Annotated in this window: 30 protein-coding genes, 1 riboswitch and 1 other annotated feature (1 of these 32 running past the window's edge); of the genes, 10 read left to right on the forward strand and 20 right to left on the reverse strand. The window is 43.0% G+C overall.

Going from position 1 to position 26652, the window contains the following annotated elements:
* Nucleotides 1–187, reverse strand: a binding site (T-box leader) (it extends 25 nt beyond the left edge of the window).
* Between the two features lie 216 nt (nucleotides 188–403).
* From FQV26_RS15795 to FQV26_RS15805, 3 genes are all read left to right on the forward strand, one after another.
* Nucleotides 404–1663: an ABC transporter substrate-binding protein gene (locus FQV26_RS15795; RefSeq protein ID WP_146558641.1), complete on the forward strand. Its 1260-nt coding sequence runs from the start codon at nucleotides 404–406 to the stop codon at nucleotides 1661–1663.
* Nucleotides 1664–1668: 5 nt separating this feature from the next.
* Nucleotides 1669–2544 (forward strand): carbohydrate ABC transporter permease, encoded by an 876-nt coding sequence (locus FQV26_RS15800; protein WP_146558643.1) that lies wholly within the window; start codon nucleotides 1669–1671, stop codon nucleotides 2542–2544.
* Between the two features lie 176 nt (nucleotides 2545–2720).
* Nucleotides 2721–3530, forward strand: coding sequence for a carbohydrate ABC transporter permease (locus FQV26_RS15805; protein WP_146558645.1), 810 nt, complete (start codon nucleotides 2721–2723; stop codon nucleotides 3528–3530).
* Between the two features lie 43 nt (nucleotides 3531–3573).
* Here the strand turns inward: FQV26_RS15805 and FQV26_RS15810 are convergent, their stop codons facing one another.
* The 5 genes from FQV26_RS15810 to FQV26_RS15830 all read right to left on the reverse strand — a co-directional run bounded on the left by FQV26_RS15810 (nucleotide 3574) and on the right by FQV26_RS15830 (nucleotide 6671).
* Entirely contained in the window at nucleotides 3574–4008 is a 435-nt protein-coding gene (locus tag FQV26_RS15810; protein WP_146558647.1) for a hypothetical protein, read from the reverse strand.
* A 7-nt stretch (nucleotides 4009–4015) separates the two neighbouring features.
* Entirely contained in the window at nucleotides 4016–4363 is a 348-nt protein-coding gene (locus tag FQV26_RS15815; protein ID WP_146558648.1) for an ASCH domain-containing protein, read from the reverse strand.
* 90 nt (nucleotides 4364–4453) lie between these two features.
* Nucleotides 4454–5077, reverse strand: coding sequence for a cell wall hydrolase (locus FQV26_RS15820; RefSeq protein ID WP_146558651.1), 624 nt, complete (start codon nucleotides 5075–5077; stop codon nucleotides 4454–4456).
* Nucleotides 5078–5774: 697 nt separating this feature from the next.
* Nucleotides 5775–6305, reverse strand: a complete 531-nt coding sequence (locus FQV26_RS15825; RefSeq protein ID WP_146558653.1) for a dihydrofolate reductase family protein — start codon at nucleotides 6303–6305, stop codon at nucleotides 5775–5777.
* 81 nt (nucleotides 6306–6386) lie between these two features.
* Nucleotides 6387–6671 carry a hypothetical protein gene (locus FQV26_RS15830; protein ID WP_146558655.1) on the reverse strand — a complete coding sequence of 95 codons (285 nt, stop codon included), beginning with the start codon at nucleotides 6669–6671 and terminating at the stop codon, nucleotides 6387–6389.
* 152 nt (nucleotides 6672–6823) lie between these two features.
* Here FQV26_RS15830 and FQV26_RS15835 point away from each other — a divergent pair, with 152 nt between their 5' ends.
* Nucleotides 6824–7324 (forward strand): metallophosphoesterase family protein, encoded by a 501-nt coding sequence (locus FQV26_RS15835; protein WP_146558657.1) that lies wholly within the window; start codon nucleotides 6824–6826, stop codon nucleotides 7322–7324.
* Between the two features lie 84 nt (nucleotides 7325–7408).
* On the opposite strand, the gene FQV26_RS15840 is transcribed toward FQV26_RS15835, so the two are convergent.
* On the reverse strand, nucleotides 7409–8284 hold the full coding sequence (locus FQV26_RS15840) for an STAS domain-containing protein (protein WP_146558659.1): 876 nt from the start codon (nucleotides 8282–8284) through the stop codon (nucleotides 7409–7411).
* A gap of 335 nt (nucleotides 8285–8619) precedes the next feature.
* Here FQV26_RS15840 and FQV26_RS15845 point away from each other — a divergent pair, with 335 nt between their 5' ends.
* Complete coding sequence (locus tag FQV26_RS15845) at nucleotides 8620–9813, forward strand: DUF3238 domain-containing protein (RefSeq protein WP_146558661.1); 1194 nt, start codon at nucleotides 8620–8622, stop codon at nucleotides 9811–9813.
* A gap of 388 nt (nucleotides 9814–10201) precedes the next feature.
* Here the strand turns inward: FQV26_RS15845 and FQV26_RS15850 are convergent, their stop codons facing one another.
* The 4 genes from FQV26_RS15850 to FQV26_RS15865 all read right to left on the reverse strand — a co-directional run bounded on the left by FQV26_RS15850 (nucleotide 10202) and on the right by FQV26_RS15865 (nucleotide 12664).
* On the reverse strand, nucleotides 10202–10600 hold the full coding sequence (locus tag FQV26_RS15850; RefSeq protein ID WP_146558663.1) for a thiol-disulfide oxidoreductase DCC family protein: 399 nt from the start codon (nucleotides 10598–10600) through the stop codon (nucleotides 10202–10204).
* Between the two features lie 56 nt (nucleotides 10601–10656).
* Nucleotides 10657–11019, reverse strand: coding sequence for a nuclear transport factor 2 family protein (locus tag FQV26_RS15855; protein WP_146558665.1), 363 nt, complete (start codon nucleotides 11017–11019; stop codon nucleotides 10657–10659).
* Nucleotides 11020–11106: 87 nt separating this feature from the next.
* Nucleotides 11107–11634 (reverse strand): TraR/DksA C4-type zinc finger protein, encoded by a 528-nt coding sequence (locus FQV26_RS15860; RefSeq protein WP_146558667.1) that lies wholly within the window; start codon nucleotides 11632–11634, stop codon nucleotides 11107–11109.
* A gap of 94 nt (nucleotides 11635–11728) precedes the next feature.
* A complete protein-coding gene (locus FQV26_RS15865) occupies nucleotides 11729–12664 on the reverse strand; it encodes a phosphotransferase family protein (protein WP_146558669.1) in 936 nt (311 codons plus the stop codon).
* Between the two features lie 187 nt (nucleotides 12665–12851).
* Here FQV26_RS15865 and FQV26_RS15870 point away from each other — a divergent pair, with 187 nt between their 5' ends.
* The 3 genes from FQV26_RS15870 (at nucleotide 12852) to FQV26_RS15880 (ending at nucleotide 15624) form a co-directional block, all read left to right on the forward strand.
* Entirely contained in the window at nucleotides 12852–14171 is a 1320-nt protein-coding gene (locus FQV26_RS15870; RefSeq protein WP_261384367.1) for a cytochrome P450, read from the forward strand.
* 146 nt (nucleotides 14172–14317) lie between these two features.
* A riboswitch (PreQ1 riboswitch) is annotated at nucleotides 14318–14365 on the forward strand.
* A 97-nt stretch (nucleotides 14366–14462) separates the two neighbouring features.
* Nucleotides 14463–14957, forward strand: coding sequence for a preQ(1) synthase (gene queF, locus FQV26_RS15875; protein WP_146558673.1), 495 nt, complete (start codon nucleotides 14463–14465; stop codon nucleotides 14955–14957).
* Nucleotides 14958–14970: 13 nt separating this feature from the next.
* The gene (locus tag FQV26_RS15880) at nucleotides 14971–15624 is read left to right on the forward strand and encodes a queuosine precursor transporter (RefSeq protein WP_146558675.1); all 654 of its coding nucleotides are present in this window, start codon (nucleotides 14971–14973) and stop codon (nucleotides 15622–15624) included.
* Nucleotides 15625–15669: 45 nt separating this feature from the next.
* Here the strand turns inward: FQV26_RS15880 and FQV26_RS15885 are convergent, their stop codons facing one another.
* From FQV26_RS15885 to FQV26_RS15915, 7 genes are all read right to left on the reverse strand, one after another.
* Nucleotides 15670–16509 (reverse strand): endonuclease/exonuclease/phosphatase family protein, encoded by an 840-nt coding sequence (locus tag FQV26_RS15885; RefSeq protein WP_146558677.1) that lies wholly within the window; start codon nucleotides 16507–16509, stop codon nucleotides 15670–15672.
* Between the two features lie 377 nt (nucleotides 16510–16886).
* Nucleotides 16887–17648, reverse strand: a complete 762-nt coding sequence (locus FQV26_RS15890; protein ID WP_146558679.1) for a MerR family transcriptional regulator — start codon at nucleotides 17646–17648, stop codon at nucleotides 16887–16889.
* A 62-nt stretch (nucleotides 17649–17710) separates the two neighbouring features.
* The gene (locus FQV26_RS15895; RefSeq protein WP_146558681.1) at nucleotides 17711–19450 is read right to left on the reverse strand and encodes an ABC transporter ATP-binding protein; all 1740 of its coding nucleotides are present in this window, start codon (nucleotides 19448–19450) and stop codon (nucleotides 17711–17713) included.
* 30 nt (nucleotides 19451–19480) lie between these two features.
* Nucleotides 19481–20041: a GNAT family N-acetyltransferase gene (locus tag FQV26_RS15900; RefSeq protein WP_146558682.1), complete on the reverse strand. Its 561-nt coding sequence runs from the start codon at nucleotides 20039–20041 to the stop codon at nucleotides 19481–19483.
* A 31-nt stretch (nucleotides 20042–20072) separates the two neighbouring features.
* Nucleotides 20073–21290, reverse strand: coding sequence for an MFS transporter (locus tag FQV26_RS15905; protein WP_186760003.1), 1218 nt, complete (start codon nucleotides 21288–21290; stop codon nucleotides 20073–20075).
* A 120-nt stretch (nucleotides 21291–21410) separates the two neighbouring features.
* Complete coding sequence (locus FQV26_RS15910) at nucleotides 21411–21722, reverse strand: DUF3817 domain-containing protein (protein ID WP_146558684.1); 312 nt, start codon at nucleotides 21720–21722, stop codon at nucleotides 21411–21413.
* Nucleotides 21723–21887: 165 nt separating this feature from the next.
* Complete coding sequence (locus FQV26_RS15915; RefSeq protein ID WP_146558686.1) at nucleotides 21888–23081, reverse strand: class I SAM-dependent rRNA methyltransferase; 1194 nt, start codon at nucleotides 23079–23081, stop codon at nucleotides 21888–21890.
* 118 nt (nucleotides 23082–23199) lie between these two features.
* Here FQV26_RS15915 and FQV26_RS15920 point away from each other — a divergent pair, with 118 nt between their 5' ends.
* Entirely contained in the window at nucleotides 23200–23400 is a 201-nt protein-coding gene (locus FQV26_RS15920; protein ID WP_146558688.1) for a hypothetical protein, read from the forward strand.
* 54 nt (nucleotides 23401–23454) lie between these two features.
* Here FQV26_RS15920 and FQV26_RS15925 read toward each other — a convergent pair whose 3' ends face one another.
* Both FQV26_RS15925 and FQV26_RS15930 read right to left on the reverse strand, forming a co-directional pair.
* Nucleotides 23455–23811, reverse strand: a complete 357-nt coding sequence (locus FQV26_RS15925) for a SpoIIAA family protein (RefSeq protein ID WP_146558690.1) — start codon at nucleotides 23809–23811, stop codon at nucleotides 23455–23457.
* 29 nt (nucleotides 23812–23840) lie between these two features.
* The gene (locus FQV26_RS15930) at nucleotides 23841–24203 is read right to left on the reverse strand and encodes a SpoIIAA family protein (protein WP_146558691.1); all 363 of its coding nucleotides are present in this window, start codon (nucleotides 24201–24203) and stop codon (nucleotides 23841–23843) included.
* Between the two features lie 183 nt (nucleotides 24204–24386).
* On the opposite strand from FQV26_RS15930, the gene FQV26_RS15935 reads away from it, so the two are divergent.
* Nucleotides 24387–25049, forward strand: a complete 663-nt coding sequence (locus FQV26_RS15935) for a GntR family transcriptional regulator (protein ID WP_146558693.1) — start codon at nucleotides 24387–24389, stop codon at nucleotides 25047–25049.
* 104 nt (nucleotides 25050–25153) lie between these two features.
* On the opposite strand, the gene brnQ is transcribed toward FQV26_RS15935, so the two are convergent.
* Complete coding sequence (gene brnQ / locus FQV26_RS15940) at nucleotides 25154–26524, reverse strand: branched-chain amino acid transport system II carrier protein (RefSeq protein WP_146558694.1); 1371 nt, start codon at nucleotides 26522–26524, stop codon at nucleotides 25154–25156.
* Between the last annotated feature and the right edge of the window lie 128 nt (nucleotides 26525–26652).

Here is a 26652-nt window from a genome sequence, read left to right on the forward strand (position 1 = left end):
CACCTCATGTTAAAGCTGACACAGCTTTCACTTGATCCCCGATAACGCAGGGAAAACGGATTCTTCTACTGGTTTTTCAAAGAATCACTCATAAGCCCATTCACACAGACACCCCACCAGTTTCCACCTGCCACTGGCTCTCTTTGAGAGGTTGATCTGCGCTACTCTTCTTACTCATCGATTTAGCTCTGCTATGCTCTGCTCAACTAGATTTCGGCGGTGTCGCTTCCGACCCCTTCAACCGCAATCCGTACAAAAAAGGTTGTGCCCATCTTATTCAATTTAAGCTCATTTGTCAACTAAAAACATTACTTATTTAGATAATTCTGTATTTACTAAGAAGAATAAGGTATAAATAAAGTAAGCGTTTTTAAATTTTACAGTAGAGGGAGGAGAAAAGACGATGAAAAAATATTCATTTCTATCATCAGGGGTTATAGCCTTCAGTTTATTGCTTTCAGGTTGTGCAGGTGAAAGCACAAGCGATACAAGCAACGAAGGTGGAGAAGACAGTACTCAGATTAGTTTTATCCACTGGAGAGGCGAAGATAAAGCTGTATTGGATGATATCATTGCCCAATTCGAAGAGGAAAATCCCAACATTTCTGTGGAAATGACCATTTATCCCTCTGAGCAGTATCAGGCAACTGGGCAGCGTCTGCTGCAAGACGGCTCTACAGGTGACGTCTTCACATCCTTCCCTGGCGCACAATTCGAAGCCATTGCCAGTGCCGGCATATTTGAAGATTTGAGCGGTGAAGATTTTGTTTCCAATTTTGACGAACAACTGATTAGCGTTGGGGAAAAAGACGGAGCTCAGCTTGCACTTCCTTATCAATTGGTCTTTAATATGCCTGTTTACAATAAAGGCATGTTCGAAGAACTGGGCTTAGAAGTGCCGAAGAGCTGGACTGAATTTCAGGAAATGGCTGACACACTTCTGGAAAATGACATTACACCGATTGCCTTTCCTGGAGCTGACATTGGCCCCAACCAATTTATGAACAGCATGATGATGAACAATGCACCTGATGAAGATGTTTTTGAAAAGCTTCAGAATGGTGAAGAATCATTGACCAACGAATGGTGGGTCAAAACATTGGAAGATTTCCAGCTGCTTGAGCAAAAAGGCTATATTCAAGCAGATGCACTAGGTACTTCCCAGGATTCTGCAATGGCTATGGTGGCTAACGAAGAAGCTGCTATGCTTGCGACTGGGTCTTATCATATGTCTGCTTTGCTCGACCTGAATCCAGATCTTCAGTTGGATTTGATGGCTCCGATCACAGTCGAAGAAAGCGAAGCGGTTTATGAAGGCATCAATACGGCCACCTTTATGTTGGCAGTAAACAGCAAATCAGATAAAAAAGAACAGGCAAAAGAATTTGTCGCATTTCTCAGCCAACCGGAAATTGCTTCCCAATACGCCAACGAAACCGGGCAGCACTTAACGGTCAATGATGTCGAATACGAATCTGAAGTGCTGAAGAACACAGCTTATTGGATCGATGAAAGAAAAACCCGGTTCCAACCGCGCTTCCTAATTACCAATGCCCAAATTGAAGCAGCAGTCCTGAGTTCCATTGAAAACGTTTTGGGCGGGGCAGATCCAATGACAGCGGCTGAAGAAGCACAGCAGCTTGTAGAAGAAAATAGGGAATAACTAGGATGAAAATTTCTAAATCCATTTATTTCTTCTTTTTACCGGGTGTTCTTTTATATGCGATTTTCTTTATTTATCCAACAATCAGCGCCTTGTTCTATTCGTTTACAGATTGGGACGGCCTCAGTTCGAGTTTTCAATTTGTCGGAATTGACAATTACGAGCGCGCCTTTACAGGAGATACCATTTTCCGAAAAACCATCGGAAATAACTTGAAGTTCATGCTCGTAGTGGTTGTCTTCCAAACGCTCGTGGCTTTGGCCTTCGCCTTAATAGTGCTAAAGAACACGAAGACTACCATCTTTTTGCGAGCGCTTTATTTTTTCCCGACCATACTGTCTTCTGTCTCAGTAGCTTTTATATGGTCATTCATTTACGATCCGTCACTTGGTATCTTGAACCAAACACTAGAGCTGGTTGGACTGGATTTCTTGAGGCAGAACTGGCTCGGCAATGCCAATATTGCCATTTATTCTTTGGCGATTACCCAAATCTGGTTCCACGCGGGGCAAATGCTCATTATTTTTGTAGCAGGCTTGCAGGCAATTCCGGAGGATCTTTACGAAGTGGCCAAAATAGAAGGCGCAACCAAATGGCAGACTTTCCGCAAGGTGACGTGGCCATTGCTGGCACCTTCCGCTACGATTGTTGTAGCGTATACCACTATTCAGTCGTTTAAAGCATTTGACCTGGTCTTTGCGATGACTGGCGGAGGGCCAAACAATTCAACCCAAATCGTGGCCACCTATATTTTTGATATCGCCTTTAGAAGTTATCAATTTGGCTATGCAAGTTCCATTTCAGTTATCTTTATGGTGATCATCGCGATTATTACGTTCCTGCAGTTCAAAGCTCTGCGCTCAGACCGAATCTCATACTAAGAAAAGTACAAGCGCCCGTGCAGCTCTGACGAACATAAGACAGACCAGCAAAGTGGCATGTTTGCAGACCCACAGCTGGATTGGCTTATGACCCGAAGAGCTCGGCGCTGGAGTTTGGACGATAAATAAAAATCAAAATTTTAATTTCTTAAGCTTCAAGAAAGGAGGATAAAAGCTTGTTCTTCCGAAGATTTTCTTTACTCATCTATGCATTGCTGATTTTAGTTCCTTTACTGATTGTGATTTTGACTTCCATGAAAACTTTACAGGAAACATTTAGAAGTCCGTTGGGTTTCCCAGAAGGCGGCCTGCAATTCGAGAATTACACAGCTATTTTCCAGGAACAAACGATGGCTGGCTATTTTATAAACAGCACGATCGTTACTTTGTTTTCTGTTTCTTTAACCTTGTTTTTTGCTTCTATGATTGCTTACGGCATCACACGGCTCAACAACTGGATTGGTAATTTCTTGTTCATCCTTTTCACACTCGGCATGATGGTGCCAGCTCAGGTTAGCATGATTCCCCTTTATTCGCTGATGCTCAATCTCGGGTTGACCAATAGCTTATTGGGGCTCATTCTAGTTAATATCTCCACTACTTTGCCGATCGCCGTCTTTATATTGACCGGTTTTATGAAAACTTTGCCGAGAGAATTATTTGAAGCCTCGACAATAGACGGTGCCGGAAATTGGAAAATCTACACCAAGGTTGCAATGCCGTTGTCATTGCCTTCACTATCAGCTACAGCGATTTTCCTTTTTGTGATGCACTGGAACGACTTGCTATATCCTCTGCTGTTCATTACGGATAACGCCTATAAGACCTTGCCGCTCGCTTTACTCGAGTTCCAAGGTGAGTACTCAACAAATTATCCAATGCTCTTTACTGGTGTAATCATTGCTTCAGCACCCATGGTTATTGCCTATGTTTTCCTGCAACGCTATTTCGTTGCCGGCATGACAGCTGGTGCTGTAAAAGGTTAGTAAAAAGGACGACAACGCCCACAGAGAGCGTTGTCGTCCTTTTTCATTGCCAGAACATCGGCTTATCGACCATGAACCAAAGCATCAACAATAATAAGAAAATATAAATCCATAAAGAACGTTTCAATCTCTTAACCAGCACTAGTTGAACGGCGTCCTCTTGGCCGAACTGACGAAGAGTCGGCGTAAATGCGCGTGCCAAGAAAAAAATAGAAGCTACCATCACGACCAGCGTACATACAATCCACGGCGTGCCCCACCCCCATGGACCCTGCCAAATTAACAGGATGCCGGTTGCTACTAACACGTGGCCAGCATGTTTAACTAGTCGGGCAGCAGATTTGAAAGTTGTCACAAGTGAATCCAGCACTGGACCAAAAGCAGTTTCCATTCGCCTAACCAAAGGAAGCAGCACAAAAAAAGGACCGATGGATAAAACGGCACTTAAAATATGAGCGTATAAAGTGATTGTATACATTTTGTTGTTACTCTGCAGCCATATGGAATTCATGAACCCAAACAGTCATATCGGGCAGCCACGGCATACCTGGATGAAACGACAAAATGGACTTTTTGTAATCCTCGACTGATGCATAGCCTTCCCGGTTGACCATTTCATCCGTCAACTCGCCAAGTGTTTGCTGATAGACCTGATCTACAACAAATTTCTTGTTATTCAATACCAGTATTTCTCCGACATCTGCATACCGTCCATTTCGGCGTGTAGCCGACTTTGTCCCCATCAGAACTTTTTCGACATCTCGTTTATTGGTTACAAGCTTTTCGATACTGCAAGTTTTTGGGGGCAGTTGCCGTTCATTATTTTCAGACATTGCTATTCCACCTCTCATCATTCTTCTTCAGTATAACCCTTTTCACTCTATAAAAAAATCGCTCTGACAGTGTCAGAACGATGCTGAAAATTATTTTGCAAATACATGTTTGCCAATTTTAGTGATTGTAGTACGCGAGAAAATCCAAGTATCTGTAACACCGCTTGGATTATAATAATAAGTTGCACCAAGTGAGGGGTCTGAGCCTTTAACGGCAGCTTTCACTGCTTGATAAGCCGATGAATTTGGTTTTAAGCTGTATTGCCCATCATTTACGGCAGTAAACGCATTACGCTGAAAAACTACATTGTATGTACTGCTTGGAAATGCTGAAGACTCCATACGGTTCAAGATGACTGCAGCTACTGCTACTTGTCCTGTATAGCTTTCTCCTCGTGCCTCTCCATTTACAACGCGCGCCATCATATCAACCTCTGAAAGTTTTGCCCGTGTCAATGGGCCAGTAAAACCTGTAGATGGAACATTGAAATCACGCTGGAACTGGATAACTGCCTCTTTTGTTATAGATCCATAATAACCTGTAGGCGTAGTATGGAAGTAACCTAATTTCTGTAAAGTTGACTGAAGCTCAGTTACATCTTGTCCAGAAACACCTTCATGCAAATCTGGAGAATGCGCTTCTACGGAGTTGTGGGAAAAACCTAAGAATAGAACTGTAAACAAAGCGAATACTAATACTTTTAAATTCTTCATGCTTTCTCTCCCTTCTATTCCAAGAATCAACAAAAGATTCTTTTTAATAGTATATAATTGGAATTGAAAGAATACAATCCCTCGTAACTACTTAGTTTTATTGAAAAAATGCCCGAAAGTTGTAGTATATTGTTTTTTATTAAAAAACCCATGTTTTTTACCCCTTAAAATTAGGTATTTTTACTTACATTCGTGAAAAAAAGGAGGGCGACACGTGTGTCGCCCGAGCTTGTAGACAAAAGAATAAATAGTTCATCCAACGAATAACTACTTATTTCATCGTATTGATATCGAATCCAGCGCTCCAGGCGGACGCGTTCCGCGGGCTCGCGCCGAACTAACTCGGCCTGACGTCCGAGTGGATTTCGGCACTTCGCTTTCCCGCTGGAGTCGCCGCCTTGCGCTCCGGATTCTTGCGTCAAGGGTGACCAGGTTTGCTGGGACTATTTTTTCTGGAACTGACTAGCGGCTTCTTCCTTTGATTAAAGCAACACGTTCCAACCGGTCTGGCCACGAAGACTCCTGTGGAATCAGCGAAAGCTGAAGACCCCGCAGGAACGCAGTGACGAGGAGGCTGAAGCTGAGCCCACGGAACGCGAAGTGGCCGGACCGGTTGGGGATATGCACCTCTATTCATTTTGGTTAGACTGTGTCTACAGTCTGGAGCGACACGTGTGTCGCCCTCCTTTTTTCTTCTCTATAATCTCTCATAATGAAGCTGTGCAAATTGTCCATACGATTTCACTGTTTTCAGCTTCAAAGGGATTTCAAAGTCAAACTGCTGAAACAGTGGAATTCCTTTGCCGATTAATACGGGAGCAATGGAAATAATCCATTCATCAATGAGATTCTCTTTAACGAAACTGCGGAGCAAATTGCTGCCCCCAATTACCCAAATGTTTTTCCCCGGTTTTTCTTTAATTTCTTTCACGAAACTGGGAATGTCTCGATTCGTAAACGTTACATACGGATTGTCCCCTGCAGAAGAGGAGGTATAAACATAACTAGCTGTCTCTTGATAAGGAAATTTGCCGTTTTCCGCCTCCATCACCCAATCATAGGTTCTGCGTCCCATGACTACAGTATCGATGGTTTTCATGAATTCAGTATACCCCGCGTCTCCTTCTCCTTCTGTTTTGAAAAGCCATTCAAGAGAGTCGTCTTCTGTTGCAATATAGCCATCCAAACTTGCAGCAATGTAACAAACGATTTTTCTTTCGCTTTCCATGATTGTGTCCCTCCTTAAAGATCTGTTTCACTATAGCTTTTATCAAAAAAGAGTCTCAGCATCAAAACTGAGACCCTTTCTTTATTTACTTTCCAATTCCGCCATCGCTTTATGTGTTTGTGGAAATCCATTGGCCTGCCATTCAGAACGGTAGGCAGAGTCCAATTGTGTCAATCCGATTTCTGCTTCGTCCGTATCGGCATTGACACTTTCTTCACGATCCACCTCTACACTATTTCTCATATCATTGTCTTCATATACCCAAACTTTTTTTGCCCGATTCTTTTTATAGGCTGTCAGCAAAAGAATGCTGCTGGCCATTGCTACTCCTGTATAAATAAAGTTTTTTGTCATATTCTTTTTCATATATATCCCTCCGGTTATCTTCAAGGTTCCTACTTTCTTTACTTCCCTCTTTCCTAAAAATTTAATCCTGGTCATCTGCCTCGGAGCTGGGTTTCGACGGCAAGGTATTTATTTGGTAAAGTGGAAGAAAGAAACTGACTGGAGGCGTTCAGATGAAGAAGATTGTTATTGTTTCAGATACTCATATTCCATTCCGCGCCAAAAAATTGCCACAACCATTGGTGGATGCATGTCAGGAAGCTGACTTTATCATCCATGCCGGTGATTGGCAGACGATGGATGTTTATCACGAACTGGCGGCTTATGCAGAAATCGATGGCGTTACCGGAAACGTTGACCCTTGGGATATTCTTGAAAAATTCGGCCGTAAAAAGATTCTTACCTTTGGTGAGTTGAAAATAGGTGTTGTTCACGGCGACAGTGACCGCAAGCCTACCGAACAACAAGCTTACGATACCTTCAGCAATGACGCTGTTGACATCATCGTATTCGGCCATTCCCATACACCGGTCATGCGGGAAGCTGACGGAGTCACATTGTTTAATCCAGGCTCACCGACCGATAAACGCAGACAAGCGCAATTCTCGTTCGGTTTATTGGAAATTGGGGATAGCTGGGAATTGAAGCATGTGTTCTTCGATAAAGAAAGTTAATTCGAAATTCCACAACGAGTTCTCAATGCTTGATTTGATCATCAGACACAGCAGAATACAGCTAATAAAAAAATCAGACCTCCATTAACGGGGGTCTGATATTTCTTTGCATTCTTTTATCAGCACAAATCCAAGCTGTTTTAATGCCGACTCAAGATTCGCTTCAATCAGTACATCTTTCAAGGCAGCGGCGAAATGTGGGACCTTTAATGCCATGAAAGGCTGAATTCCTGTGATAACAGGTGTCACGCCGATGATTTTAAGGATATTTACAAGCTTCAACAAATATTCCCCAACAATAGAATTGATTTGTAAAACTCCTGAAACATCAATTATTAAGTACTCCATCGATTCATTACTGCATTTTTCAAGAACATGCTCGATAATAACTTGTGCACGCTGAGCCGTGATCTCTCCGATTACCGGAACAATGGCGACGCCTTTTGTTACAGGGACAATGGGTGCAGTCAATGTTTGAATTTGGTCATTTGCTTTTTCAAGTTCCAGCACATAGGTCAACAATGTCGACATCATTTCAAAAGTATAAAGTTGATCTTCTGAAAGCCGGTAGTATTGATCGTCCAACCCGCAGATGGTGCCATAGACAGTTCCATCCTTGTAATAGACCGGGATGCCCACAAAAGTGCCTTGGCCATAATTTGCGGTGATCTCCATAGAGCGGGTCATGTCATTTTCCGAAACATTATCTATGACCAAAGCTTGGGGACCATGATTGATGCTCAAACTGCAGAAGGATTGAGGAAGCGGCATCGAACTGCCTTCTTTGACCAGCTCTTTACCGGAGTTATGCACTTTAATAATATGGTTAGTCTGACCGTCATTCTTAGCAATAAATAAGGAATTGATTCCAATTTGTTTACTTAGAAGCTGCAAGATGTACGCGGCAGCCTCATCAAAATCACTAAAATTCCGTTCCTTTTGCGTGTTTTCCACTGTCATTCCCCCGTCCCCTTTGTTTCTATACATTGTATTTTCTATGATAAATAAATCAGAAACTATTAATTGAGGAGATAACTAATTTTCACCAATTGAATTTTTTCTTTATGCTTTTATGCTAGGCCGAACATTTTCTTTTCAGTGCCGGGCTTTCCCGCCCTTTCTATTACAGAAACAGATACAACTTGAACATGCCTATATTACTACCTTAATTGTACAATTAAAATCTTTAATTCCATATTTAATTTATGTAACAAATGTTTCGCTCTATTCATATAAAGGTTCACTATTGTTCAGAAAAGGGTATATGCATAACAATAGCATGTGGAGGTGGGAAAATGGAAAACGAATTCGATGTTCTTGTATTGGAGCAATCCGATACGTTAATTTATTTTAGATGGACAGATACTGAAGATGTATGCCGCGTAAAAAGAGATGAGCAAATCGTTTATACAGGCACCCAAAATTCATTCAAAGACGAGGGATTAAAAAAAGGTGAATTGTATACGTATACCCTCGAGCGGCTGAATGCATCGGGAAATTGGACAGACAAAATCAAGCTTCATACTGGCACTGAAAACCGTAAGAAGGATAGCATCAATCGTTTAGAAGAAATTGTCCTTACTGCTATCGTTTCTGAAGGCCGGGTTTCTTTAGCTTGGGGAGAAATTGAAGGCATCATCCGTTTCGATATTTACCGGAATGGAAAATTTATTGAGACGGTTGAAAAAAATCAATATACCGATCGGCAAGTTCCTATGGATGAGGAATCAACTTTCTGGATTCGCGGCAAACGTCCTGTAGCAGACGCCGAGGAAAGCTTCAGTGAAGGCAAGTTCACTATAGCAAAAATTTTTGGCGCATTGAATTGGAATTCAACAAAAGAAAAGGCAGCTATGGAAGATTTTTGGCTGACCAAAAAAATTGCTCCTTTGAAGTCATTATTATCGGATCAGGAAAAACCGAAGATTTATCCAGTCTGGCACTTCCGCTATAATACGTTCCTGCCTGAATTGATATTAAAAAATCCGAACTTGTTATCACCTTTCCCTTACTTCCAAGGCGACGGCCGAGAGTTCGACCCTGACTCATTACATTACCGGACCCAGGTCAATTTCACAGTCGATTTAAAAGAAGAAGAATCGTCATTTTCCTATGACAAGGATGTCGGTCCTACTATCGGCTATAATTGGCGGAAAAAATTCAGCAAAGCGGATGTCGCTTCCGCTGAAGGCATTGAACTGGAAAAGTTTGAAGAAACCGGCCATAAAGTTACCATCACTTTAAAACACGCTGTCGGAAATCCGATTACCACTTCTCCGGATATCGATTATCACGTGTCTGCCGCTTTTTATAGAGATGGCACTTATGACATCGTCGGAATACATGATCAATCACCAAATCATGAAGTCTATTTAAAGTTCGGTGATGACGGAAAATGGATGGAAGTCCACCAGACCGAAAGTGAAGGATTGGCTTATATGGCAGGTCCCATTGCCAGCCAGTATTGGCGGATATCCAATTTTTATTGATCACTGTTTCACTCATTCACCAAACAAAGCCCGAACCGGAACAGACTCCGGATTCGGGCTTTGTTTATTTTAGTTATTCAAACTTCATTGGCTTGCCTGATGTCTAAAGGAGCTCCAAGGGCGCTTTCGCTTTTCTTGTTGTCCAGACTTCAGCGCCCAGCTCTTTGGGTCATAAGCCAACCCAGCTGTGTGGCAAAGAGCGCCACTTTGCTGGTCTGTCTTATGCCCGGCAGAGCTATTACGGGCGCTTTCGCTTTTCTTGTTGTCCAGACTTCAGCGCCCAGCTCTTTGGGTCATAAGCCAACCCAGCTGTGCGGCAAAGAGCGCCACTTTGCTGGTCTGTCTTATGCCCGGCAGAGCTATTACGGGCGCTTTCGCTTTTCTTTTCTTATTTATCCAAAAATCGCTTGCGGATATGAGGGGGCGGCAGCATGCAGCTGTCCAGCTTGCCAAACACTTTGTAACGGTTTTTGGCTACTATATCGTATGCTCCATCGCGGATTGCCCGTGGGAATGGTTTCAAATAATAGGCTAGCTTCCAAAGTCCGGTTAGATGATTTGAAATCATCAAGGCACCTTCAGATTTCACGTATGCCTGTCCATCTTTTATTAATACCACACTATCGACATCTTCGGGTACCTTGTATTTCTTAGAAAGTTCCTGACCGACTTCACTTTGCAATGAAGCAAATTGGTAATAGCCCGCCGGATCATGATTTATGATGAACTGAACGCTCGAATCGCAAAAATTGCAATCTCCATCAAATAATACAATGGCATGTTCCATACTGGTTTCCTCCTTTGCCAAAAATAGTTCTGTTATCTAAATATCCTCTTTCTCCCTTATTGAAACACTTCATCAGTTGAAACTGTTCCTTGGTGAAAAAATAATTTCCAGCCATTTTGACGTTTTTTCCACACGGAACTGCGATTTGTCACTCTTCCGGTTTTTTGATTAATCAACTGATAGGTAGTTAATCTAGCTGCCGGCCCCAATTCATGAAGGCTAAAAAATTTTATTTCCATTGGATCTGGACTTAATGTGTCATCTTCACTGTAATGTGATCGTTTAATGACTCCGCCCGAACTGCCGAATTCAAAAAACTCATCGTCCAGCACATCGCCCAGCTTCTCGGCTGAAACCCGTACTTCCGGATGCAGATGGCTGCATTCCAATTCATACATTTCTTCAGTCAATTTATCCATAGCCATGCTCCTCACGTAGTATTTCCCAGGAAATACTTTCTCTAATTAAAACCCCCTGGCGCTAAGACAGGGGGTAAAATTCAAATTCTATTTATCATCTTTGAAAAAATCCTGAGAATCTTCATTTGGCTGATCCTGCGGGGTATCGGATGATCCAAAGTCTTCTACATCTTCAAAACTATCCTGATAATCACGAATGGCGTTGTCTTCTTTCTCAACCGGCTGCCCTGTAGATGGCTGCAGCACATCTTCTTCCGGTGGCCGGCTTTCCAAGTCAAGCTCTTGATCCGCATGGTCGATACAAGTCAATGCGGTCGGCAATGCTTCTAACCGTTCGAATGGAATATCTTTGCCGCACACGGCGCACGTACCGTAAGTGCCCTCTTCAATAGCTGCTAAAGCTGCCTTCGCTTCCTCCAGTTCTTCTTCCTTAAACTGAGTAAGTGCTATACCGCGCTCCTGATCATACAAATCGGTTGCATTGTCGGCTGGATGGTTATCGTAATTTGAAAGCTCCGTCGTCTCGAACTCTTCTGTATGTTCTACGCGCTCTTCAAGCGATTCTACTTGTTTTTGTAATTGGTTTTTCAATTGCTTCAGCTGTTCATCCTTCATCCAATTTCCTCCTCAAAAAACTCACTTATCCTATATATTGCCTTTATGGAGGAAATCAAACCTGGAAGAATACTTAACGCTGCAGTTTTAACGCTTAAAAATCATCAAATCGGTCTAGTAAACTCAATAAATAATCATCCAAACGATGACGCATTAATTCATCAGACAGGCCTTTCATACCAAAAGCTTGCCATCCCGGATAAACAACAGGTGAGCCATCAAGTGTATCTGTCAGCGAAACAAGATCCCAATAAGGATCGTAAGTGAACGAACTTCCGGCGTAGCGTTGGTAGGCTGCCAAAAAATCGTTGGCTACAGAAATCCCATACATCTGAGCCAGATTGACACGGCAATGGCCGACATCAATTCCCGCTGGACCACGACAAGCATTCACCCAATCTACGATGGCGGTGATTTCTCCATTCTCCCATAAAATATTGGCGGGATGAAAATCCCGGTGAATAAAGCATTGCTGAGCTTGCGGCCGGCTTCCGGCAACAATATAAAATGCACGCATCCAATCGTTCTGAACTTTAGACCATGTCGGCTTTTCCAATAGGAACGCATTATTATAAGAAAAGTATTCGTGAGGGAAGTCGTCTGCATTTATTTGGTGCAGTTTAGCTAAAAGCGCTGCCAGACTTTCCAGCCACTTCTCATCATTGGATGGTTGAAGTACAACAGATCCGGATACCTTTGTCATCAATACAGCTGGCATTCCACTTTGTTCGCCTGTTTCATCATAGGCGATTAAATGCGGTACAGAAAAGCCGGCTTGTTCAGCGAATTGAAGGCTCGCTGCTTCATGCTTTGCTAAATCCGGCTCTTTCTTCAGCCAATCTGCTTTATGAAAAAGCCTTAGGACGTAGTAGAAGATATTGCCGTTCTCGCGGATAGCCAGTTCAAACAATAGGGAAGAAGTTCCGCCTGTCAGCGGCTTGATGTTTGTAATTTCTGCTGTTTCTCCAAGTTGCGCTTTTACCCATTCCACTGATTGCGTCCGTAAGCCATTCTGATCGTTTCCTTCCATCCTTGCCGCTCCTTTCTGCCCATCTTTTAGTTTTAGTGTACCATGAACATTTGGAGTCTCCATAATTTATAGATGACATAAAATAACCTAAAAACCACTTCTCTGCATAATGAACAAAAGCTACAAGGAGCGTTTAACTGAATTTCACAAGGGTATGGGGTGATAAAACGCCAAGGAGATGAATACAATGAAAATTGTTACCCCCATTCCAAGAGCCAAAGAATTAGATAGCACCCTACCATTGATCAATGAAGGCTTTAACTTTAGTTTGAATCGTCGCAGAGAGCTTGGATCCGATATTTTTGAAACACGCCTAATGGGCCAAAAAGCTATTTTCATGGCTGGCGAACAGGCTGCAGATCTTTTTTACAACAATAAGTATTTTAAACGCCAAGGTGCGATGCCTCTTCCTTTGAAGAAAAGCCTTCTAGGCGAAGGCGGGATTCACGGCCGGGATGGCGAAGACCATCACCACTTCAAAAGGATGTTCCTATCCATGATGACTCCTGAAAGGCTGGAAGATATTAAGCGAATGGCGATTGAGGAATTGGATGCCAAAGTAAACAGCTGGGAAAACAAAGAACAGGTAGTCTTAATGGATGAATTGAATGAAATTCTTACGCGCGCCGTTTGCCATTGGGCTGGTTTGCCGTTGAAGGAAGTTGAAGTCAAACAACGCACCAACGAACTGGCCTCTATGGTTGACTCTTTTAACGGATCTTTGACCGACTTTACAGAAGGTGCACAGAGCCGCCAAAGCCAGGAAAAATGGCTGAAGGAGATTATCCAGGATATTCGTTCTGGTGTCTATAACCCGCCTCCCTACACGGCTGCCTATATCGTTGCCCACCACAAAGACACCAATGGCAAGTTATTGGATCTTCAAACCGCCGCTGTCGATTTAAACAATGCTTATCGGCCAATGCTCGCAACTGTTTATTTTATCGCCTTTGGAGCACTTGCGCTTCATGAATTTCCTGATACCCGTGTCAAACTTAAAGAAAATCGGGATAACTATAGCAGAATGTTCGCACAGGAAGTGCGCCGCTATTATCCTTTTGCGCCGGCTATGGCAGCCAAAGTAAATACTAGCTTTGTATGGCACGGCTACAAATTCAAAGAAGACATGCTTGTTGTTTTGGATTTATTCGGAACAAATCGTCATCCTGACAGCTGGGAAGAAGCAGACCGATTTATGCCGGAAAGGTTTAAAAATTGGAACGGCAGTCCTTTCTCCTTTGTTCCACAGGGCGGCGGCGATCATCATGTCGGTCATCGCTGTGCCGGTGAATGGATGACTGTTATGGTGATGGAGGCATTCTTCAAATATTTCATTGAAAATATCAGCTATACGGTTCCTGAGCAGGATCTGAGTTATGATATGACACGCCTTCCAACTATGCCTAAAAGCAGATTTATCATCAGCAATGTTAAAAAGATCAAGGAATCGCCCGATAACATTCGTTACGACCAGCAAAACCAATCGATTTTGCGCCCCCAGCATTGACCATACGTCACACTTGAAGTTTAAGTATTAAAGATTAGCATTCCTTCGCTTACTTTCAGCTTCTTGCTATAATTAAATAAAATTCGCTGATTGACAACAAATAGCAAGTCTTATACTATAGGTTAGTAAAAGTAAATAACCCGGCAACGGGAGAGGTTCATAGCATTTCACCCTCTATAAAAAACTATGGATTGTTGAAACTCAGCCAAATCCACATGCGATTTGGCTTTTTCTTTTGTCCATTTTTTATAGCCCTCTTCCAAGCCGGCCATCTAAAGGAGGCCGTTTTTCATGGCAGGAAGAAACGAAGAAACACTTGACCATTTATCATTGCTTGGCAATCAGAATACCAAGTATAAGTTTGAATACGATCCGGAGATCCTGGAGCCAATCGATAATTTGCATAGCCGCGATTACTTTGTAAAGTTTAATTGTCCAGAATTCACATCACTATGCCCGCAGACAGGACAACCTGATTTTGCGACCATTTACTTGAGCTTTATTCCAGAAAAGAAACTGGTGGAAAGCAAATCGTTGAAACTTTATTTATTCAGCTTCCGCAATCATGGAGATTTTCACGAAGATGTGGTTAATATCATCATGAATGATTTAATCAACTTGATGGATCCCCGTTATATCGAAGTGTGGGGTAAATTCACGCCGCGCGGTGGATTGTCTATCGATCCTTACACAAACTATGGCAAACCAGGCACAAAATACGAAGAAATGGCATCGTACCGGATGATGAACCACGACATGAATCCTGAGACGATCACCAACCGGTAAGGGGGCACAATAGATGTTGCTTTACTTGAACGGTGCGTTTGTCGGCCTATTGGTTCTTTCGAATATTTTGGCAGTCAAATTATTTAGTATCAGTGAGTGGGCCGTATTGCCAGCTGCGGTCATCGTTTATGTTTTTACATTTCCTATTACAGATACGATTGCAGAAGTATATGGCAAAGAAGCGGCGAGACAAACTGTCACTGCAGGATTCGTTACACAGCTTTGTGCTCTGGCATTCATTTTCTTCGCCATCCATTTACCGGCTGCTCCTTTCTTTGCTGATCAGCAGTCGTTCGAAACCATTTTTTCAGCTGGTTTCCGAGTGACATTAGCGAGCCTTGTTTCCTACTTCATCAGTCAAAACCTGGATGTTACCATTTTTCATAGATTGAAAAAACAACATGGCGATTCAAAATTGTGGGTGCGCAATAATGCTTCAACGATGGTCAGCCAATTGGTGGATACCACCATTTTCATCACGATCGCTTTTTACGGTACTATGCCGACAAGTGCATTGCTCGGCATGATTGCTACACAATATGTATTTAAATGGCTAGTGGCAGCAGCCGATACGCCATTTGTCTATTTACTGGTCAAATTGTGCAGACGTGAACAGCTTTCCAACAAGCAGATTTACGGACAACAAAAATCGGAAGCTCTCCAATAGAGCTTCCGGTTTTTTTATTGCATATAATAAAATGAGTACACTTGCTTAAACTTTCGCCCGCACTTTCTGTACACGGTTTTTACTGCCCACTTTAACGTCAGCCAATACCATATCTGCCACAATCGGCAAATGATCAGAAACCGAAGTTTCAATAACCGCTACTTGAACGACATTCACATCAATATCGGAAAAAATGTAATCGATTCGCGTTGCCGGCCAAAAAACTTCATCTGTTTCTTTGTTTACATACGGAGAAGGATACGTGTAGGCGTCCCCTCTTTTCATTTTAAGGAAGGCATCTCTAAAATGTTTGTTCAACTTTTGCATATGAACGTTTGAGGAAGAAGCGTTAAAGTCTCCCGCGATAATCCGCGGAAAGTGGCTTTTCCCAGCAATCGCCAAAATTTCATCGATGCTAACGGCAAGTTCTTCATCTTTCAATGCTAAATGAGTATTGAATACACTTAAGTAAATGCCATCCACTTCAATGACAGTTTCCAAAATGCCCCGCTGTTCATTATTACCGAACGGACAATAAACCTGCGACAATAAATGATTCTCTACATACTTAATCGGATATTTGCTTAAAATCACATTGCCGTATTGGCGATTCGGTCTTTCAGAGTCTTCAGGTACAAAATTCATATTGGCTCCGTAAGCTGCATACATGCCAAGTCTTTCGCTCAGCCACTCCACTTGGTCCACAAATGAACTGCGGGCAGAAAAATAACGGTCAACCTCCTGCAGGGCGATGATGGTAGCACAGGAATCCTCAATGACTTCAGCAGTCTTTTCTAAATTTACGATTCCATCCATCCCTAAACCATGAGCAATATTAAACGACATGACTTTAACAATCGGTGTCTTCTTGTTCTTCCCGTGCATGCAAACCTCTCCTTTTCGATTAAAACGAATCGTTGGCAGCTGCTTTAATTGCTTTCAGTATACCAAGCTGACAGGAATATGCCATAACAAAGGTGTAAACAATTGTTAATGATTTGTAAACAGAAAAGCTGCAGCAGCCAAGTAGATTCAACAGGTATAAGACGGTCCTGCGAAGCGGTGGTTCTTCATCCTCACAACTAATTTGGAATTTATGCACGTTTGGGAAAATTTATGCACGTTTCAACTAATTTGTGCACGTTACAGAAATTTTATGCACGCTCAGAAAAATCTACCTTACCAAATCGCAGTTAAACTAAACAAAAAAATTGCAGACACCCCAATTGCTCAGGGCTGCCTGCATTCGCAAAATTTTTCTTTTATTTTTCTTCCGTATAGACTGTAATCGCATCCCGCAGAAATTTCGCTGCTCCCGGATGCACCTTATCGTAATACACAGCAAAGCGTTCGTCTGCCACATACATCTCAGCCAGCCCCATATGTGCTTCCCCGCTATAGGATGGCCAAGTAAAGCCCAGCCACTGGCGATGCAAATCAGCTGTTCGCTGCGCTTCATCGCTTGAGGGATCCTCTGTTTTGACGGCATCTGCCAAACTGTCCAATACTCGCTGCTCCAAATTGGTGAATTCACGATACTGCTCTTCGCTCATATGGAGCATTTTGGCGTTGGACTGATCGACTACCTCGTCACCGTATTTGCCGCGTATTTCTTCTCCATATTGCCGTTCATTGTCATCCACCAGTTTTTGCTTGAATCCGTGAAATTTCTCTTTATCAGCCATGACGCTCTTCCCTTCTTTTGCGGAAATGGTCTTTTCCACATTGGTAATCAAGAGGTCCAATTGCATGCGTTTGGCGAGAAGTTTTCCCCGGTGCTCTTTCAAGGCTCCAGGACCATCAAAACTGGGATCGTTGACGATGTTCTTTATTTGCTCTAAATCCATCCCAAGTTCACGGTAGAAAAGGATTTGCTGCAGCTTATCCACTTCCTGCTGGCCATAGATCCGATATCCCGACGACCTCTTTCTTGCCGGCTTCAAGAGTCCGATTTCGTCGTAATAGCGCAATGTCCTTGTACTGATGCCAGCCAAGTTCCCCAGCTTCTGCACGGTGTATTCCATCTCTCCACCTCCCGATAATTCCAACATACACCTTGACGCAACGTTAAGGTCAAGCAATTTATTCAAGTTAATTGCTGTTCGGCAAACTCACGGTAGAGAGAGTGCGAAGCCGTCAGTTCCCGATGTGTACCAATGCCAGTCACGCGCCCTTTTTCAATAAAGACAATTTTATCTGCGTCCACAATCGTCGACAACCGGTGAGCGATCACCAAAGTTGTGCGCCCTTCCATCAACCGGCTCAAAGCCTGTTGAACGATGCTTTCTGACTGGCTGTCCAAACTAGCAGTCGCTTCGTCCATCATTAAAATTTTCGGATCGCGCAAAAAAGCGCGTGCAATCGCGATGCGCTGACGCTGGCCGCCTGATAATTTCACTCCACGTTCCCCAACCTCGGTATCCAGTCCATCAGCAAAGCCGCGAATAAAATCTTCCGCATAAGCCATGCGTGCGACGCGCCAAAGCTCTTCGTCAGAAATCATTTCCGACTCCGGTAAGCCATATGTCAGATTTCCCCGGATGGTTCCGCCCATCATAGCGCTTTCTTGGGAAACATACCCGATCTGATCCCGCCAGGAAGCGATTGACAGTTCATTGACAGGGATGTTTCCAATCGAAATCTCTCCTGACACCGGCTCATAAAACCGTTCGATTAAACCGAAAACGGTGGTCTTTCCGCCTCCGCTCGGTCCTGCAAAAGCAATCATTTCACCTGGCTGCGCTTCAAACGATACATCTTCAAGCACCTTTTCTCCCTTTTCATAAGCAAAGCTCAATCCGTGGACACGCAAAGTTTTTCCGGTGATGTCCACATCCGGCTTCTGCTGCTGTTCTTCCAATGGCAGTTCCAAAATGCCGATAATGCGTTCTGTAGCACCTTTGGCCTTTTGAAGCTCTGTGAAAAACCGGGCAAAAGTAGCCATCGGCACAATGATCTGAAATAGATACAAGAGAAAAGCGACCAGCGATCCCGTAGACATTTCCCCATTCGCAACACGAATTCCGCCGTAGCCAATAATCGATACAATGACCACCATAACGACCAAGTACATCAGCGGAGCAATTAACGCATAGATTTTCGCTTCTTTCATGCCGAGTGAGAATAGTTTATGGATTCCCTCTATGCCTCTTGCTTCTTCAACCTCTTCAGCTGTCGATGATTTCATCAAGCGGATTTCGCCCAAGGTTTGTTGGACATGTCCTGTAAACTGAGCGGTCTCATCCTGCAAATTACGGGAAATCTTAGCCATTTGACGTCCTAATGGAATCATGACCGCAATCGTCAACGGCACCGAGAGCATCATGACCAAAGTCATTTTCCAATCCAGGATGACTAAAATGATCACTGCACCAATAATGGAAATAATGCCTGTAACGAAGGAAGGAAAATGATCCGTGATCAAATTCCGTACGATTCCTGTGTCATTGACGACACGGCTCACAGTCTCTCCGCTGGAATGCTGATCAAAATAACTGACACGCAAACGAATCAATTGACCCCACATCCGTTCTCTCAAACCGGCCACAACCCGCTGTCCAACCATGCTCAGCAAATAAATTGAAACGCCATTAATGACAGCCTGGACAATGAAAGCAAGGCCAATTCCCACAATCAGCGGTACGCTCAAAGATTCCAGAGAAAAGCCATCAACCAGATTTTTGGTCAACAGCGGCACTACTAGACCTACGAGGGTGGTAATTAAACTGGCGAATAGGCCAATAGCCAAAGCCAGTTTAGGAATCTTCAGAGACAATAGCAATGAAATGAATGGCTTCAATCCGCCATCCTGTTCTTTCTTCTTCATAATAAAAGCCCCTGTTCATTTTAAAATGAGTTAAGTGAATTTGGCGTAAATGCATGTATCGGTCAACCGCTTGCCGTCTACTGACCGTTCGTCGTTTCGCAGAACACCTTCCAAGACAAATCCAAGCTTCTCAGGAATTGCCCGGCTTTTGAGGTTTTCAGCATCGCATTGAATTTCAAGGCGACGGCATTTCAACGTAGCAAACGCCAAATCGGTCAATGCTGATACAGCCTCCGCCATATAGCCTTTTCCAGTAGCTCTGGAATCCAGCCAATAGCCAATTTCCATTTTCGGCACATCCCATTCAATGCTATGAAATCCGGTACTGCCGATAAAATTTCCAGTCTCTTTGTCAAAAATCAGGTAACGCAAAACTTCCTTTTTGATAAAATTTAAGTGCGCCTCCAATTGGTTGATTTCCGTATCTTGCGGAGATGGCTCTTCCAGCGCAAATCCAAGCCAAGGCTTTAATTCATCAAGGGAGGCCTGAATAGCTGCGTTCACGACAGCCCCGTCTCCAGGTCTTGGCATGCGCAGCAGCAAACGCTCTGTTCTTATTTCAGTTGGTACTTCCGGCAATTCCTTTGTCATTTAACATTCCCCTTTTCCAGTTCATTCCGCTTTATGAAGCGGCTGCAATTTTCCGGTCACGCGGCAGCCACAGACCGACCAAGCCGATGATCGGCAATAAGGATACAACAATCATGGTTTCGTAAACTCCGATGGCATCCATCAATATCCCGATGACCACAGCTCCGATGGCGCCCATGCCAAAAGCCAAACCAACCGTCAAGCCGGCCATCGTTCCAATTTTGCTGGGAACGAGCTCCTGTGCGTAAACGACTGTGACAGAAAAACTCAACATAATAAAGAATCCGATCAACGCCAAGAAAAACAGGACAGCATAAAGCGGGAGGTATGGCAATAAAGCCGCCAGTGGAATCGGAACGATAATGGAAAGCAAAATTACGTTCTTGCGCCCGATTCTGTCTGCCATGGGTCCTCCAAAGAAAGTGCCCGCTGCACCCACTCCAAGAAACAAGAAGACATACAGTTGTCCCTGTTGAATTGTCAGACCGTAGGATTCAATCAAATGGAAAATATAAAAACTCGTCATATTCGTAACGTAGAAAGAACGAGCAAAAATAATGATCATCAAAAGCGACAAAGCAATGCCCACCTGTTTTTTCGTCATTTCAGGCAACGAAGACAGCAGCACTTTCTTCACTTTCTGAAGCTTTTCCTGCTCCAGCTGCTGTTTGTACCAGAAAGAGATTTTTGTCAGTATGAATATACCAAAAGCAGCGACGAACAAGAACAAAGCAGCTCCTGTCTGTCCGAGCGGCACTAAGATAAAAGCACTGATCAGTGGCGCCAATGCTTGTCCGGAGTTTCCGCCCACTTGATAAATTGACTGGGAGAGACCCCGTTTGGATCCAGCTGCCATATAGGAAACACGCGAGCCTTCCGGATGAAAAACTGCGGAGCCCAGACCAAGAAACGTGACCGACACAAGGATCATCCAATATTCCGGCGCAAACGCTAATCCCGCAATACCGACAAAGGAGCTTGTCATGCCGAGTGGAAGTGCAAAAGGCATCGGTTTTTTATCACTGATGAATCCTACAACCGGCTGCAGCACAGAAGCAACAATATTCAGCATAAAAGCAATCAAGCCCAATTGAGTGAACGTCAAGCCAAGATCCGCTTCGAGTATCGGGAACATTGCTGGAATTACGGACTGCAAAGAATCATTTAGCAAATGGCAGCCGCCAATCGCAAACATTATCGGATAAACCGGATTTCCGGCTAAAGAAGAAGAACTAATCGCTTTTGCCATGATGTAACCTCCAATGCAGGTCTATAACTTACAATATTTTCATTATAGAGGAATTTACAAAGCAAAAACACCTGCGGAAACTCACACAGGTGTTTGATGTACTAGTTGTTTATGCAGCCATTAAGCAGCTGAAGTTTTCAGTTGCTGCCAATTTTCAAGCCGCTTGTCTAAAATGAAATTACCGAATGGCAAAAAGGCCGAAGCAACGGCACCAATCGAGAAGCGGAATGGCCATCTAAAAATGAACGTCATATAGATGGTGACTAAAATGTAAATACTGAACAGCGCTCCATGAATAGGTCCAATCATGCTGACAGCTTCCGGAAATTCAAAGAAATATTTTAATGGCATGGCAATAAAAAGCAAAATCAATAATGAACTGCCTTCAAGCAGTCCTATAAAACGAAATGTTCCCAATGCATTTTTGAACATTAACTATCCCTCACAATCTGCCTCTATTATAAAATTGGAAAGGAGCACTGTACAGGAATTTGCGAAGAAATAGGCTAGAGTTTTACGACCGCACACAAATTTTAGACACATACTTGGCTGCTCTAGTGTAGAAAATCAGAACCCGCTTTACACTGTCACTATTCCTCAACCTAGTTTTACAAAAAGAACTTTCAGGTAATCGCCTTCTTTGAATTCCTTTTGCACCCGAAAATCGTTCGGCAAGGTGAATTCCTCCACAATGCTGTATTTTCTGCCAAGGTCTTTAAATGCTTTATCAATAAACCCCTTAAATTTTTTCATTCCAAAAGAGGCACTGTTTGTCGAAGCGACAATAACACCATTTTTTTCTGTAATGTCAATCGCTTCTTTCATTAGATTTGTATAGTCTTTGGAAGTGCTGAAGGTGTATTTTTTCGAACGCGCGAAGCTTGGTGGATCCAGGATGACTACGTCAAACTTCAATTCTTTGCGTTTGGCATATTTAAAATAATTGAAGACATCCATGACCAGGATATCCTGTGTCTCGAAATCAATGCCATTGACGCTGAATTGTTCGATTGTTTTGCTCGAGCTTCTCTTCGCCAGATCCACACTCGTCGTCTTTACCGCTCCGCCGAGTGCCGCCGCCACTGAAAAAGCACCCGTGTACGAAAAGGTATTGAGCACCGTCTTGCCTTTGGCATATTTCTGCTTGATAGCATTCCGTACATCCCGCTGGTCCAGAAAAATACCAGTCATGGCCCCGTCGTTTAGGTAAACAGCAAAGTTCACCCCGTTTTCTTTGACGATCAGTGGAAATTCACCGCGTTGGCCCGTTACGAAATCATCTTCTTCAATATATTGCCCTTTCGTATCGAACCGTTTTTTCTGGTAAATGCCTTTGCATTCGGCAACATTCTGAAGCGCCGCAATCACTTGGTCCTTAAAGGTATAAACCCCTTCACTGTACCAGCTAAGCAAATAAAAGCCTGCATAGTAATCGATGATCAATCCACCAAAGCCGTCGCCTTCGCCATTAAATACACGAAAAGCCGTCGTCTCCGGGTTGCTGAAAAATGCTTGTCTGCGGTCAATAGCAGCTACCAACTTGCGTTCAATAAATGCCTGATCAATGTTGTCATTTTCATCGCGCGTCAAGACCCAGCCGAAGCCCTTGTTTTGCAGCCCGTAATAGCCCTTAGCTAGAAAACGCCCCTGCTTATCAACTAGCTTCAAAATGCTTCCTTCTGTTTTCAGCAGATCAGGATTTTCCAATGCTTCTTTGGAAATCAAAGGATACCCTTTAGCGTATTCTGTTTTATATTTATCATTTATTTTAATTGAAATTTCCGATTTCATTGTTCCCCATCCTAACTGTCAAACACCGTTTTGCTTTATAATTAGTGTATACGATAGCCGGCCTTATGCCCACCCTCGCCCTGTGAATTTTGTAAGAATGCCACTAGGAGGAATTACCATGAAACAGAAGTTCCATGTCTATAACATTCTGTTAACCACAGGAGAATACCTGGAAAATATTCGAATTGAAGGACCCCTTGAAGATCATTTTTCAGGCGTGGCTGTAAGTCTGTTTCCGGTGGAGGATATTGAAGGAAAGACGATTGTCTTAAGCATTTTTCATATCGTCAAGGCTGATTTAATCAAAGTAGAAGAATAGCGATTCACAATCTAAAAAAAGCGTTTTGCACAATGGATGCAAAACGCTTTCTACTTATTCTTGAATCCATTCCCAGGCTTCAATCATTTCATCCATCTGAAAATGCTTTACTTCAAGATGCGGCAGCATGTTTTCCATTTCTGCCAATTGCCCCTCTAAATAACTTGAACTGATCACAGCGAATTTATGGAATTGATTCCACGCCTCCATATTCACCTGCATACTTTCTCCAAGACCTGTAAAAGCGGAGCCTTCCACTTCATTGATAACTGCATAAATATTAAATTTTCCTTTATCAGCAAATTTATCCTGGATAATCTTATCAATCTTGAGTGCATCTTCTTTTGTTGCTGCTCCTTCAAATTCAATCGCAATGGTTTCAGTGTCCTTACTCGGTACAAATGACAGCATAATTTCCCTCCTTCAGCTTATTGCGTTTGTTACTGTTCAGCTTTTATCCAACTCCACGCCTGTTTCATTTCATTCATCTTAAAATGTTTGGCTTTGATGCCCGGTAGAAAATCACTGAGATTCGTCATAGTTTCAAGCCAGTTTTTCTCACTGACGACGGCCAATTTATGGTATTGGCTCCATCGTTTCATATCAATCTTGGCTTCTTCTGCGATGGCTTTGAGTGTCGGCATCTCTGGCTGCTGCATAATGGCATAAGCATTAAACTGCTGATCTTCTGAAAACTGTTCCTCAATCGCCTGCTCGAGTTTTTTTAAGTCTTCTTTTGTCACCGTTCCGCTTATCTCAAAAGCAAGTGTCTGTGAATCCTGACTTGGAATAAATGACAGCATCCCTATTCCTCCTTGTTTCTTATAAATCCGATGTTATCCTTCTTATTCCCTATTCCGCAGTCAGCAAACGGGTTCAGTCTAACTCTTACAGTCGTTTAGTGATATATTGCATAAAATATTTCATTGCCAGTTTAAATTGGTGTATAATGGGAAGTATCAAGCAGTAGAAAAGGAGATTTTGCAATGCCTATTCCAATAGATTATTCGAAGCCCATTCGTGTCTCAGCCAAAGAAAGTGCCTACCTTCAATTGCAGCAATGGATCATTGACGGCACGCTACAGCCTGAAGAAAAATTAGTCGATACGGAACTGGCACAAGCATTGAGCTTAAGCAGAACCCCTATCCGTGAGGCCCTTCAATTATTGGAAGTCCAAGGATTTGTGGAAATGTTTCCTGGAAAGGCAACACGCGTCACCACTATAAAAAAAGATGATCTCAAAGATCTCCTGCCGCCTCTGGCAGTTCTGCAGGCACTCGCAGCAGAACTGGCAATTCCCAACCTCAACGACACTATTTTTGGTTCATTAGAGGAAACCAATCAACGATTTATAGAAGCAATCGACAGTCAGGACGGATTTTCAGCCTTGAAAATTGATCAGGAATTTCACCAGATCATTGTTGATGCCGCAAATAATCCCTATATCCATTCAATACTCAGCAGCCTTCAATCTCACGTCAGAAGACAGTTTTTTCACCATTCACTCATGTTGACGAAAAGTTCTTATGATGAACATGTACAGATTATCCAGACTTTAAAAGAAAAAGATCCGGGAAAAGTGACAGAGCTCATGAAGTCCAATTGGGTCCGTACCATAGAAGAACTATCTGCCGAGAAAAGCCTGTAGCAGGCCAATTAAAAAAAGCTGCATCAAAAGCGAGGGGGCTTTTGATGCAGCTTTTTTATTTTACAGCTGATCCGGTAATCCGGACCAGCCAGTGGTACCTGAAATTATGCGTTGTGCTGGGCCGTCTGAACCTTCACATGTTTTTTACTGCGAGCAATGACGGTCGTAATGGCGATAACAATCAAAGCGGGCAAGAGCCATCCAAGTCCGTTGTTGTGTAGCGGAAGAACAGTGGTATAAAAATCGACAATTGACTGCAGCCACGAAGGATTGTTAACGCCCAACGAAGAAGTTAAGGTTTTCAAGCCATCGACGATGCTGATAAAGAAAGTCACAATAATGGTTGATACGTATACCAGTTGAGCATGTCTGAACAGCGGCGACAAGAAAGCCAGAATGATCAGGACGATAGCCAATGGATACAAGAACATCAACACAGGGATCGAATACGTAATGATATTGGCAAGTCCTGCATTTGTGACAATCAAGGAAAAGACAGAGAAGATAAAGACAAATGTCTTATAACTGATTTTCGGCGCCAGTTTGTGGAAAAATTCAGAAGTGGCAACTGTCAAGCCAATGGCAGTCGTTAAACATGCCAAAATAATAATCACGGCCAGCAATGTTGCGCCGAATGTTCCAAAATAATAGTCGGAAGCCCCGCTTAAAACAGGTCCTCCTGTTTCCATGAGACCTAAAGTGCTTGTACTTGTTGACCCTAGATAAGCGATTCCTGTATAGACGATAGCTAAAAGAGCTGCAGCTACTACTCCACTCTTCAACGTTGCGGTTAAAACACCTTTAGGTGAATTCACTCCCAATTTGCGGACTGCTGAAATCACGATAATTCCGAAAACCAATGAAGCGAGCGCATCCATGGTGTTGTAGCCTTCCGTAAACCCTGTAAAGAAAGCGTCACTCGCATAAACTGGCTGCGGTGCTTCCTGGCTGCCCATCGGCTTTACAAAAGCGGCAACCAGTAAAATACCCAAAGTTACGAGAATGGCTGGCGACAGGATCTTTCCGATACTGTCGACCATTTTTGTCGGATTCAGTGAAACCAATAAGGAGATTCCAAAGAAAATAAGCGAAAATACAAGCAAACCGATCACTGCATTTGCTTCTCCAATAAACGGAGCAACGCCGACTTCATATGAAACGGCACCTGTTCTCGGCAACGCGAAGAAAGGACCGATTGTTAAATACAATAACGCGGTGAAAACCAATCCATAAACCGGATGAACACGGCTTGATAAATCTTGCAGGTCATTGCTTTTCGAATAACCGATTGCCAATATCCCAAGCAAAGGCAGCCCGACACCTGTAACCAAAAATCCGAAGATTGCTACCCAGACATTTGTTCCTGCATACTGTCCCAATTGTGCCGGAAAGATTAAGTTTCCTGCCCCAAAGAACAACGCAAACAACATCATTCCTACTATCGTATATGACTTAAATGACAACTTACTATCCACTACTGCTTCCTCCTAAAAATTATAACGATTTATTTTGCATCACTTACAATTTCGATATAATACATTTCTCTCTAAAAAATGTATGCGATATATTGCATAAAGTAATAATACAATATATTGTCCAAAAA

Source organism: Planococcus sp. CPCC 101016, assembly GCF_007859295.1.
Lineage (GTDB): Bacteria > Bacillota > Bacilli > Bacillales_A > Planococcaceae > Planococcus.